The following is a 12,320-nucleotide window of genomic DNA, read 5'->3' on the forward strand; positions in this document are numbered from 1 at the left end:
TCAAATCTTTTTTTCAATAGATCGGAACATCAATATGTTTATATGCCCAAGGCCTTCCGGTTAGTGCTGAATATTACCATACCTGAAATCTGTAGGGCTGAGTGTGCAATAAAGGAGTTATGATTATGATTGCACTTTATGAAAATAGAATAACCTGTATAATGCGGCAAAATCGCATTCTGCTTATAGCGCTCAGACATAAATCGGCTCATGAAAAAAAGCCCCCGTCCACAGCATGTGCTGTGAACAAGGGGCTTTTCAAGCGGCGGTATGCCGCATAACATAACTATTCATTGCATTCTTTAACCTACGTCCGGCAGACCCTCATCGGAGAACTGGCTGTTGTACAGATCCGCATAGAATCCGCCAGCTGCCAACAGCTCCTCGTGGGTTCCTTTTTCGATGACGCTGCCCTTGTTCATAACGAGAATCAAATCGGCGTCACGGATGGTGGATAGACGGTGGGCGATGACAAAGCTTGTTCTGCCTTTCATCAGCGTGTTCATCGCCTTCTGAATTTGCACTTCAGTCCGTGTATCGACGCTGCTTGTCGCTTCATCGAGAATCAGGATGGAAGGGTCCGCCAGAATTGCCCGGGCAATAGTCAGCAGCTGCTTCTGCCCTTGCGAAATATTGGAGGCTTCCTCGTTCAGAATAGTGTTATAGCCAAGCGGAAGTGTGCGGATAAAGTGATCGGCATGCGCAGCTTTGGCGGCCCGCACCACATCGGCTTCTGTAGCACCCTCACGGCCATAGGCGATGTTGTCACGGATGGTTCCGTTGAACAGCCAGGTATCCTGGAGCACCATACCGAATTTGCTGCGCAGCTCACTGCGCTTCATATCGGTAATGTTGACACCGTCGATGATAATCTCGCCGCCGCTAATTTCATAGAAGCGCATCAGCAGGTTGATCAGCGTCGTTTTGCCGGCACCCGTTGGCCCTACAATGGCAATGGTCTGTCCGGGGCTGACCTCAATGTTCATGTCTTCAATCAGAATAGCATCTTCCTTGTAGCCGAATTTCACATGACGGAATTCAACCGAGCCTTCTTCTGCATCCACTGGGCGTTTGGCCAGGGACGTACTGACTTCAGGAACTTCCTCCTCTTCATCCAAGAGCTCAAATACACGTTCTGCCGAAGCAATCGTCGATTGAATAATGTTAGCAATATTGGCTGTTTGCGTAATTGGCATGGTGAACTGGCGCGAATATTGGATAAATGCCTGAATGTCCCCGACATCAATAATCTTTTTGGTGACAAAAATACCGCCAACCACACACACCAGCACATAACCCAGGTTCCCGATGAACATCATCAGCGGCATGATAATACCGGAAATGAACTGCGCCCGCCAGCCTGAATCGTAAAGCGAGTCATTGATTTTATTAAACTCGCCCAGCGAGTGCTTTTCGCGGCCAAAAGCTTTGACAATGCGGTGACCGGTGTACATTTCTTCAACATGCCCGTTCAACTGGCCCAAAGATTTCTGCTGCCCGATGAAGTAAGTCTGGGAACGTTTGGTGATTCCCATAATGACCACAAAGCTCAGCGGAAGTGTAATAATCGTGATCAGAGTAAGCCACGGGCTAATGGTCAGCATCATGATAATCACACCGATAATGGTCACGATAGAAGTGATGAGCTGTGTCAAACTCTGCTGCAGCGTAGTGCTGATATTGTCCACATCATTGGTGGCACGGCTGAGGATTTCTCCGTGTGTCCGGGAGTCGAAATATTTCAGCGGCAGCCGCTCCAGCTTGCTGTTGACCTGCTCACGCATATCAAAAACAACCTTTTGCGCCACACCGGACATTACATACTGCTGCACATAACTGAACAATGAGCTAAGCAGGTACAGAGCGCCCAGAATAATCAAAATATCATTAATATAGCCAAAATCAATCGCAGCGCCAGGCACACCCTTCATCATGCCAAAAGCGCCCTCAAACAATTTGGTAGTTGCTTTACCCATAATCTTAGGGCTGAAGATACTGAATACGGTACTGGCTATTGCCATAATAAAAACAATAATAAGCTGCATCTGGCGCGGCCGCAGATAGCGGATCAGACGGCGCAGCGTGCCTTTAAAATCCTTGGCCTTCTCAGGGGGCAGGCCCATGCCCGGACCACCGGGCCCGCCCGGACCGCGTCCGCCTCCAAACCCGCCTTGCCGGCGGGGAGCCGATTTGCTTGCATTATTCTGTTCACTCATGCTATTTCCTCCTCTGACAGCTGCGAGGATACGATCTCGCGGTACACTTCACTGTTGTCCATCAACTCTCGGTGTGTACCCATCCCGGCAATCTGTCCTTCATCAAGCACAATAATCCGGTCGGCATCCATGACGGTGCTAACCCGCTGGGCTACAATGACTACAGTTGATTCTGTCGTTTCTCCCTTAAGTGCGGCCCGCAGTTTGGCGTCGGTCTTGAAGTCTAGGGCAGAGAAGCTGTCGTCAAATAAATATATCTCTGGTTTTCTTACCAGCGCACGGGCGATCGAAAGACGCTGCTTCTGGCCGCCGGAGACGTTGCCCCCGCCCTGGGAAATTTCTGAATTGAAGCCGTCCTTCATGGCGGAGACGAAATCGTAAGCCTGGGCGATCTTAGCCGCATGGATGATTTCTTCCTCTGTGGCCTCTTCTTTGCCGTAGCGGATATTCTCATTGATTGTACCTGTGAACAGCACAGCTTTTTGCGGAATATAGCCAATCTTGTTCCGCAGCTCTTCCTGCGTCATCTCCCGCACATCGACTCCATCTACACGCACTGCACCTTCGCTGACATCGTAGAATCGTGGAATCATGCTGAGCAGAGTGGATTTGCCTGAACCTGTACCGCCGATAATCGCTGTGATCTCACCGGGCTTGGCACTGAAGCTGATTCCTGTCAATGCAGGCTGCTCCGCACCGGGATAAGAGAAGGACACGTTATCGAACTCGACAAACCCGTGCATGCTGCTGCGGCCGTCCTTATGGGTCGCTGTAGCTGTAGACTGGAGCTGTCCGGCGGTTGGATCTGTAATTTCAGGCTGCATGTCCAGCACCTCATTAATCCGCAGCGCGGAGGCGGAGGCCCGGGGAATCAATACAAACATCATGGACACCATAATCAGGGAGAACATAATCTGCATCGCATATTGAATAAAAGCCATCAGCGAGCCGACCTGCAAATCGCCATCGCCGATCCGGATGCCGCCGAAATACAGAATGGCAATCATCGAAAAGTTCATAACAAGCATCATCAGCGGCATTAGACCGGCCATAATCTTGTTGACCTTGATGGCAGTATCCGTGAGGTCTTTGTTGGCTTCGGTAAACCGTTCATTCTCATGGCTGATCCGGTTGAAGGAACGGATGACGCGAATACCTGTCAGATGCTCGCGCAGCACGCGGTTCAATTTATCCAGCTTGACCTGAATCGCTTTGAACAGCGGGAGACCTTTCATCCCAATGAAGAGAATCGCGCCAACCAGCAGCGGAATCACCACAACAAAGATCAGGGAAAGCTTGGCATCCTCCGATATAGCCATAATAATACCGCCGATCATCATCATCGGCGCACCGATCATCATACGCAACATCATAGTAAGTACGGTTTGTACTTGTGTAATATCATTGGTGGTACGTGTAATCAGCGATGCTGTTCCCAGCTTATCGAATTCATGCAAGGTGAAATTCTCTACATGATTGAACATCCGTGACCGGGTATTCTTACCGAAGCCGGCGGCAACTTTTGCTGACAGGTAACTGGCTATAATTGAGCATACGGCTCCTCCGGCGGCAACCAGCAGCATGAATCCGCCGATTCTCCAAATATAACTGCGGTCCCCCTGGACAATCCCTTTGTCGACAATGTCGCTCATCAGGGTAGGAAGATAGAGATCGCCCATGGACTGCAAGAATACGAGGATCAGTACAGCTGCGATAGCCAGCTTAAAAGGCTTCAATTGTTTCATTAATTTAATCATGTTTCTCATCTCCGTTCATTTGTAACCGGTCCAAATTAGGCGGTGGATTATCTTCGACAAATCTTTGCACCTTCAGCAGCAGCTCTGCCAGCTGGTTGCTCTCGTCTTCGCCCAGATAATCCACCAATCTGTTAAGCGTTGCATTCATATGCTCTTTTGCCCTACGGGTAATAATTTCCCCCTGCTCCGTCAGCTTGATACGCACGACCCTCCGGTCGTTTACATCCGGCAGTCTTTCCACCATTTGCTTGGCTTCAAGACTGTTAATAAGCTGTGTAACGGTTGGAGGAGTGAGTCCCATGAAACGGCTGATTTCGGAAACCTTCAACCCTTCGTCTCCCTCACGTGAACGTCTTGCGATAGTTATTAATAAAGTCATCTCACTAGGCTTATGGCCCTCTACCGTATGCTGCCAGTGTGTTTTACGCAACTGCCGGAGGGCGGCAAAAAGCTTGTGCGCGACTGGATTTTCATGATTTATCCCAATGCCTCCACCTCTTTTTTATTTAGGTATACAAATAATTAAATACTATATTAATTAGGATACCTAATTATATTTCCGGCCAGATGCTTTGTCAATTCTTGAATGCGTTATCAATTATTACGGAATGAAGAACACTGTCTGAGCGCGCCGGAAACACCAAAAACCCCGCCAGTAAGCGGGGTTTTTGGATGTGGCTTGCAATGGTGCTTGTCCTGACTGCATCGAATCTTAGTAACCTATTCCATGCTCCATGGTCGTAAAAGATCCACCCGCTGATCCGGAATGCTCTGCAGGTACTCCCGGCCCGATCAGAATAAAGCTAAATAATGCCAGAACGCTGAATGCCGTTAACAGTGTTTTCTTCATTTTTTCTCAGCTCCCGTAGGGTTTCCCCATATTTTTTCTGCTGCTGCTCGGTTGCAAAATGCCTATACGTCTCAAATAGCGTCACACAATCAATGATGCTTCCCGCACCATTCAGCCGAATGGCCAACTGCAGAGACTGAAGAATAGTCTCTACTCCTTGATTATACTGCCCCCGGTCCAGAAGGTACATTGAAATCTGGTAGCGCAGGCGATATAACCGGTCAATATTGATAGGGTCCATAAATTGTTCAAAGCGGACCATTTCGCGGGAGAACTGCGCCAGCACCTTATCGACAGAGAAACCATAGCGGTTGGCGGACTCAACAATAACTACCAGCCCTGGGAGGATTTCGCCGGGATTGTTGGCCAAAAAAGCGGAATACGCCGGAAGTGCCGCTTTATTGCCTATCAGCATTTCAAGCGTGAAACCGTTGGCTACCGCAAAAAGGCTGAAGTCTTTTACAACCTCCCGTCCCTCTTCATCCAAAATTTCAAACCAGTTTAGATCGGCATATCCAGCAGTGTATTTTTTCGCCTCCTCATATCTTTCCAGTTTGGTGAGTGCAGTTGCTTTGAGTAAATAGCCTTGTGCATAATATAAGACCAACGGCCGGAACAGGTTCAATTCCTCACCCCTGCGGTTATTCTTTCTGCGCAGCTCTTGCCGGTAGATGGCGTTAGCCAAAGCCCTAAGCTCATCAGCGTACTTGCCCATATCCTTCCACTTCTGCAGGGTGAAGCAGACATTAGCCAGCTTAAGCAGGCCATCCAGCTGCATATTCTCCGGAAGACGGCCGCGGTAGGGCTCAAAGGTTATGACTGCGCGCAGCTGCTCTTCTTTGTCCACCAGCGATTCCAGCGACTTGAAGATACGGTATTGGCAAATCGCCATGCGTTCGGAATAACTGTCCATTTCGTTGTCTACAATGATTTTATAAAATACCAGGGATTCCCGGATCTTTCCGTTTGCAAAAAGCTTCTCCGCCACAGAGTACAAGATTCCCAGCGGCTTCGGGTACTCCATGATCCGGTTCAGGACATCCTCTATGCAATGGTGCTTACCGATTTCGGCACAGCGGATCAAAAACGGTTCAATCCTCCGGCGGGAGATCCGCTCCTCGCTGAAGCATTCATCCACATACAGCGGATACAGCCATCCCTCTGGAAACCCAAAGGCTCTGGTGACCGCATCCAGTTGTCCCAAAGACATTGGTTTAGGCGGATTCCCGTGGAGAATCGCACTGAGACTGCCGCGGTTCAGACCGGAAACCTTGGCAAACGAAGCGAGATTATGGCCCGAGCGGGACAGATGCTTCTCAATTTCTGAGCGTATGGTCGTCAACTTTGCCTCCACCCGGCACCTCCTCCGTTAATTTCAAGATTAACCTTCTATTAATTGACATTATAGGTGATGACTATAGAAAGTACAACAAAATGACCCCACAAGGTGGGGCCTTTATTTGTAACAGGTTTATGTCCGAGGATAGGCTATTGCTGCAGCGCAGCATTATTGCGGATTCTCTGGCTCTTGGTTTTCTTTCCGTAAGCGGCTGCAGCGTTCTTGCGGCTGCGCAGACTTTCCATCATTTTGTTCTGGGCAAGCACGATGTAACCGTCCAGCCGCTGACTGAGCTCCAGAACTGCGTGGTCGCTGAGACTGCGCTCCTGTGCAACCTCCAACAGTTCACATCTAAGACTCTCTATAGTTATGTACAGCTCATCTTCTCTATATTCTTTTCCAAGTTCAGCGGACGAATTCTGGTAAAGGCTCACGGTTACCCACCTTCTCTCCTGATCAACTTCCCCCTTATCATAAGTCATGATGCCAAAAAACATATTTTGAAAAAAAAGAAAAAAATGTCGATCCTCATGCAAACCAACTTTCACAATTCAGGCTGTCCGGCCTCTCCAGGCGGGAGGTAACGCTCCCCCAGGACCCCCATGGCAAAATGAATCCATTCACGTGCCGCAAAAGACAAGTAGCGGTCTCTGCGCCAGATCATGCCCAGCTGCCAGGGGATTACAGGCTCAGTCAGCGGAACCACAGATATCAATGTGCGGTCAATGTCCCGGCAGATAGTCTCCGGGAGCAGGGCAATCCCCATTCCTGCCTCTACCATCCGGCTGATTAAATCCCACTGCGAGCTCTCATATACGACCCTTGGCTGAAAGCCCGTCTTGACACACTCCGTAATAATCCGGTCATGCAGCGCAAAATCCTCCCGGAACAACACAAACTCCTCTTCGGCCAGTTCCCTCAGCGGCACTGAAGCTCTGCCCGCCAAACGGTGGCCTGCCGGCACCAGAAGCTCAAGCTTCTCTTCCACAAAAGTGAAGCAATGAAATACCGCTGTATTCACCGGCAGGACGATGGCTCCGATATCGAGCAGTCCGGTTTCCACGTCATCTTCCACTTTTTTGGCTCCATCTTCGTGCAGACGGATGGTCACATCAGGGTAGCGGCGGTGAAATTCACCGATGACTGCCGGAAAGAAGCTTGCCCCCACCATGGGCGGCAGCCCGATACGGATATGCCCCTGCTTCAGATTGCGCAGGCTGTCCAGCTCAGAAGACAGGCTCACGAAAGATTCCACAATATTTTGTGCTTTGGTCAGCAGAATCTCTCCGGCATCTGTCAGCCGGATGCTTTTTCCTTCACGGTAAAAGAGGTCGGCCCCCAGCTCAACCTCCAAATTACGGATCATTTTGCTGATGGTGGGTTGGGAGATATACAGCGATTCCGCCGCTCGGGAAAAGCTGTTCAGCCTGGCCACCTGGACGAAATACTGCAGCTGCCGGATATCCAATTTTCTCGCCTCCATGTATAGATAAATGGAATGTCACTTATTCGATCTATTCATTTTACCTATGAAAGAAAAGGATGTAAACTTTCAGTAACAAGAAAAACGGCATCCCGTCCTCTTATGGAGGCGGCTTCCGTTTTGTCAAAAATAGAGGGCTAACAGAAATGTTCTTCTATTTCATGAAAGGAACGAAGCCTTATGAAAAAGCTAAGTCTAGGCTTGCTGCAGGTAGCTGGACTCACCCTGTTCTCGATGCTCGTTAATGTATTGACCCCATTCCTTCATATTCCTATTCCCGGAAGCATCATCGGCATGATCCTTTTGTTCCTGCTGCTGGAATCCGGAGTCATCCGTCTGAACTGGGTAGAAGCTGGCGCTTCCTGGCTGCTCGCCGAACTGCTGCTGTTCTTTATCCCTTCAGCTATAGGTGTTATGAAATATTCCAAGCTGCTCGAATCAAACGGCCTGCAAGTGCTGGCAGTAGTGATTGTCGGTACCTTCGCTGTAATGGCCAGCTCAGGGCTGCTTACGGGAGCTATATCAAAAGCAAAGGAGCGTAGAGAATCATGATGATTGGACTGTTGCTGCTTGTATTGACTGTCGCGGTGTATCTGCTGGCCAAGCGAATCTATGCTTCCAGCAGCAAAATGTATGCTTCACCGCTTATCATCACACCGCTGCTGATTATCAGCTTTTTGCTGTTAACAGGAATTCCCTATGAATCCTACAATGCGGGAGGCAAATGGCTTACAGATCTGCTTCAGCCGGCAACCATTGCCTTTGCAATCCCTCTTCATAAAAACTTCAAGGTACTGAAAAAGCATGCTGCCGAAATTGCGGCAGGCGTGCTGTCAGGGACGGTTATGGCTGTGCTCTCCTCGATGCTGCTGGCCAAATGGCTGCATCTGAGCGGCGATCTGGCAACCAGCCTGGTACCCCGTTCGGTCACCACACCGATCGCCATGAGCATCTCGCAAAGCATTGGGGGCGTTCCGAGCATTACAGCAGTATTCGTAATTCTGACCGGAGTGCTCGGTACGCTGATGGGGCCTTCTGTGCTGCGCCTCTTCCGCATTGACAACGAAATTGCGCGCGGTGTATCGCTGGGAACCGCAGCGCACGGTACGGGCACCTCCAAAGCCTTCGAGCTGAGTTCGCTGACCGGCACCATCTCCAGTATCGCGATGATTCTGACGGCCCTGCTCTCTATTGGACTTGCGCCGGCCCTCCTCGCGGTTTTCCTCCACTAGGCCGTCCCGGCTTGGGCCAGAGACCAGACCGCTCAGCAGAGCGGTCTGGTCTCTTTTTTGCATATAAATCTGCTGATTTGTTGTCCCTACAGCTTCACCGGCAATCCGCTTTTCGCGGATTCATAGGCAGCACAGGTTACTTTCAGCGTCTTATAGCCGTCTTCGTAGTCGCTGAGAATACGCGAGCGGTCACCGGTCCGCACTGCATGCAGAAACGCCTCGCTTTCGGCTGCATAAGGATTGCCGGAATTGGCATATTCCTTGCTGTCGCCGCTGCGTACCTCCATCAGCCGGTCCGGATTCCAATCCAGCAGCCCTTTGTCATTGTAAAAGCTAAGGCCCACTTGTCCAACCTCTCCCGGCAGTACACAAGTATTCGAGATATTTGCAACAATGCCGTTGTCCAGCTTAAGCGAGACCGTGCCCACATCGGCTACCGTTACGCCTTCATGCAGCTCATGCACAATCCGGTTGCCGAACATGCCATAAACCTCTGTCACCTCGCCGCCCAGATAACGCAGCAGATCGACAATATGGGTGGTCTGCTCGGTAAATTGTCCGCCGGACTGCTCCTGATCGCGCCACCAGGCAGCGCCCGGCATGCCGCCCATCCATTGCCCCACGATCATCCCTACCTTGTCGCCGCTGAGTAATTGCTTCAGCCGTGCGATGTTCTCCTGATACCGGAAGTGGTAGCCAACCGAGGTCAGCAGCCCATGCTCCTTGATATCCTGCAGCAGGCTGGCCGGAATCTCCGTGCTCGAACCCAGCGGCTTCTCCACGAAAAAAGGGATCTCCCTGCGGATCAGCGCCCGCTCAATCGCTCCATGCGACTGCGGAGGCACACAAATATACACGGCATCCAGCTTGTGGGCATCCAGCATCTCTGTGATTTCCCCATACCCTTCAGCGCCGTAGGCACTAGCCATGTCTTCACCCTTCTGCCTGCTGCTGCCGCAGACCGCCTGGAGCTTCACATCCTCCATTCCCGACAGCAAATCGGCATGCACCTTGGAGAACCAGCCTGTTCCTACAATTCCTATATTAAGTGTCATCCTCTTACCTCCTGAAATTCTCGAATGTATGCCTTTTCAAAGATTATACCCGCTTAGGTCCGGATAAGGTAGGCCCGCCACTCCTCAGGGAGCAGGTCCGCATAAGGCTGCTGCAGAAAACGGTCATCCGCCAGCACGATAATGCCGCTGTCACTCTCACTGCGGATCAGTCTTCCACCCGCCTGCTGCACTTTGCACATGCCCGGATAGACATAGGCATAATCAAAGCCGTTCTTGCCTTGGGACCCAAAATATCCGCGCAGCAGATTGCGTTCCAGTCCGACCTGCGGCAGGCCTACGCCTACAATCATTACGCCGTTCAGGCGGTCTCCGGGCAAATCGACACCCTCTGAGAAAATCCCGCCAAGCACCGCGAAGCCAAGCAGCGTCTGCGGATTATCGGGACGGAAGGAAGCGAGGAACGCCTCCCGGGCCTGCTCACTCATTCCGCTTCCCTGCACCAGGGTCGTGATCTCAGGATACTTGTCCGTGAATACCTCGAATACGCTCTGTAAATAAGCATAGGATGGAAAAAACACAAGATAGTTCCCCTTCCTTGCAACCATCCCGCGCAGCGCATCGCTTAGCGGGATCAGGGAATCGGCGCGGTCATGATAACGGGTGGATACCGGAACTACGGACACTTCCCATTGCTCCTTGTGGAACGGAGATGCTACATGTAGGCTGTAATCCTCTTCCGCTGCACCAATCATGTCCCGGTAATAGGACATCGGTGAAAGTGTCGCCGAGAAGAGAATCTGGCTGCGGAAGCCTTTGGCCATCTGCTGCAGCAGATGCGAGGGGTCCAGATTGAACAGCTTCAGGAACACATCGCCGCGCCTTACCTCGGCGTAGGTGACATACCGTTCATCATAGGTTTTGAAGGTGCGAAGCATACCCTGGACCGCATAATAAGTATCCAGCAGGCTGCCTTCCCCGTCCTCTGCCAGAGCAATGATGGCGGAGGATGGGCTTGCCAGCTCCATTTCTGCCTCAGCGGCAAACGCCTCCAGCAGCTGCGGCAATTCCCCGGGATATTCAGCCCATTGTCCCTCCCCGTTGTCATTGCAGCTTTTGCGCAGGGCAATAAAAAAGGCATTCACCGCTTTGGCCGCTGCGCTTAACGCAGGATTAACTGTCTTGTACTGCCGCTGAAGGTTCAGGAACGGCGCCTTGGTCAACGAGGCAGAGAACATTTCCCTGCCCCGGTCCACCAGGTTATGGGCCTCATCCACCAGCAGCACCGTCTTTTTCTTGCGTTCCTCCGGGAGCCGTTTCAGACTGATCCGGGGGTCATAGATATAATTGTAATCACAAATGACCAGGTCGCAGGCATAGGCGGCGTCCAGCGAGAATTCAAATGGACACACCTCATGCCTTTGGGCATAGACGGCGATGACCTCCTGCGTCATCATTGTTTCATGCTCCAGCATGTCCAGCACAGCAGCATTGACCCGGTCATAGTAGCCCTCGGCAAACGGACAGGCCTCCTTGCTGCAAAGCCCTTCCTCACGGAAGCAGGCTTTCTCCTTGGCCGTCAGCGTAATGGCATGCAGCTGTAGGCCGCCGCCGATCAGCAGCATGACCGCCTCCTGCGCCGCAAACCGGTTAACCGTCTTCGCGGTTAAATAGAAGATTCCCGCCGCGATTTCCTCGCCCAGCGCTTTTACCGCCGGAAAAAGAGTCGACATCGTTTTACCGATGCCTGTAGGTGCCTGGGCGAACAGATTAACACCTTCAGCCACCGTCTTGTACACGGCGGCGGCGAAATGCCTCTGGCCCTGCCGGTAGTCCTGGAACGGAAAAGCCAGACTCCGGATACTTTCCCCCCTCCGCGCTTCATGACGTACCCTCAGCTTGGCATAAGGCGCATACCGGGCTACCGTTTCGGCGGCAAAGGCCTCCAGTTCTTCCCGGGCAACAGTCCTGTACAGGCTGCGCTGCTCTTCACTGCCCCTCATCACATAGGTAAGCTTAACTTCAATAGAAGAAAGCTCCTGGCCAACCGCTATCATATAAGCATACATAAGCCCTTGCGCCCAATGAACCTCTTTGCCTTCCAGCGTGGAGTCCAAAGGTCCGGCTATGGATTTGATCTCCTCTACAATGAGCCTGCCGTCCTCTCCGGCCAACAAACCGTCGCAGCGTCCATCGATAATAAAAAGAAGTCCCTCATAAGGAATTTCTGTCTTGAGGTAGACCTCTTTGCGGTCCCCTTCTTTATATTGCTTCTGGATATGCTGATGGATACGCGTGCCTTCCGCCATCGCCGCGCCGCTGCGGAACCCCGGCTCCAGACTGCCGCTGCTGAAGGCATACTCCACCAGCGTTCTTACCGAAAGAAATATCTCTGCATGGTCCATGTCCGTCCTCCTTCCATTGCCCGCA

10 protein-coding genes are annotated in these 12,320 nt (G+C 51.5%); 2 read left to right on the forward strand and 8 right to left on the reverse strand.

What is annotated here, in order from left to right; translation table 11 throughout:
* Positions 1 to 302 precede the first annotated feature (302 nt).
* The 6 genes from PGRAT_RS29145 to cidR all read right to left on the reverse strand — a co-directional run bounded on the left by PGRAT_RS29145 (position 303) and on the right by cidR (position 7,630).
* Positions 303 to 2,216 (reverse strand): ABC transporter ATP-binding protein, encoded by a 1,914-nt coding sequence (locus PGRAT_RS29145; RefSeq protein WP_042267588.1) that lies wholly within the window; start codon positions 2,214 to 2,216, stop codon positions 303 to 305.
* Positions 2,213 to 3,973, reverse strand: a complete 1,761-nt coding sequence (locus tag PGRAT_RS29150) for an ABC transporter ATP-binding protein (protein ID WP_025704176.1) — start codon at positions 3,971 to 3,973, stop codon at positions 2,213 to 2,215. The genes PGRAT_RS29145 and PGRAT_RS29150 overlap by 4 nt, the downstream gene beginning before the upstream one ends.
* A complete protein-coding gene (locus PGRAT_RS29155) occupies positions 3,966 to 4,352 on the reverse strand; it encodes a MarR family winged helix-turn-helix transcriptional regulator (protein ID WP_081758627.1) in 387 nt (128 codons plus the stop codon). The genes PGRAT_RS29150 and PGRAT_RS29155 overlap by 8 nt, the downstream gene beginning before the upstream one ends.
* A gap of 424 nt (positions 4,353 to 4,776) precedes the next feature.
* Complete coding sequence (locus PGRAT_RS29160; protein ID WP_025704178.1) at positions 4,777 to 6,177, reverse strand: hypothetical protein; 1,401 nt, start codon at positions 6,175 to 6,177, stop codon at positions 4,777 to 4,779.
* A 134-nt stretch (positions 6,178 to 6,311) separates the two neighbouring features.
* Complete coding sequence (locus PGRAT_RS29165) at positions 6,312 to 6,596, reverse strand: aspartyl-phosphate phosphatase Spo0E family protein (RefSeq protein WP_238326755.1); 285 nt, start codon at positions 6,594 to 6,596, stop codon at positions 6,312 to 6,314.
* Between the two features lie 110 nt (positions 6,597 to 6,706).
* The gene (cidR, locus tag PGRAT_RS29170; RefSeq protein WP_025704180.1) at positions 6,707 to 7,630 is read right to left on the reverse strand and encodes a cidABC operon transcriptional activator CidR; all 924 of its coding nucleotides are present in this window, start codon (positions 7,628 to 7,630) and stop codon (positions 6,707 to 6,709) included.
* A 195-nt stretch (positions 7,631 to 7,825) separates the two neighbouring features.
* Here cidR and PGRAT_RS29175 point away from each other — a divergent pair, with 195 nt between their 5' ends.
* On the forward strand, positions 7,826 to 8,197 hold the full coding sequence (locus PGRAT_RS29175; RefSeq protein WP_025704181.1) for a CidA/LrgA family protein: 372 nt from the start codon (positions 7,826 to 7,828) through the stop codon (positions 8,195 to 8,197).
* Positions 8,197 to 8,877 (forward strand): CidB/LrgB family autolysis modulator, encoded by a 681-nt coding sequence (locus PGRAT_RS29180; protein ID WP_025704182.1) that lies wholly within the window; start codon positions 8,197 to 8,199, stop codon positions 8,875 to 8,877. The genes PGRAT_RS29175 and PGRAT_RS29180 overlap by 1 nt, the downstream gene beginning before the upstream one ends.
* Before the next feature lie 86 nt (positions 8,878 to 8,963).
* Here the strand turns inward: PGRAT_RS29180 and PGRAT_RS29185 are convergent, their stop codons facing one another.
* Both PGRAT_RS29185 and PGRAT_RS29190 read right to left on the reverse strand, forming a co-directional pair.
* On the reverse strand, positions 8,964 to 9,932 hold the full coding sequence (locus PGRAT_RS29185; protein ID WP_025704183.1) for a Gfo/Idh/MocA family protein: 969 nt from the start codon (positions 9,930 to 9,932) through the stop codon (positions 8,964 to 8,966).
* Between the two features lie 53 nt (positions 9,933 to 9,985).
* Positions 9,986 to 12,295 (reverse strand): helicase C-terminal domain-containing protein, encoded by a 2,310-nt coding sequence (locus tag PGRAT_RS29190; RefSeq protein WP_025704184.1) that lies wholly within the window; start codon positions 12,293 to 12,295, stop codon positions 9,986 to 9,988.
* Positions 12,296 to 12,320 lie beyond the last annotated feature (25 nt).

The sequence above is a fragment of the Paenibacillus graminis genome (genome assembly GCF_000758705.1).
Classification (GTDB): domain Bacteria; phylum Bacillota; class Bacilli; order Paenibacillales; family Paenibacillaceae; genus Paenibacillus_AQ; species Paenibacillus_AQ graminis.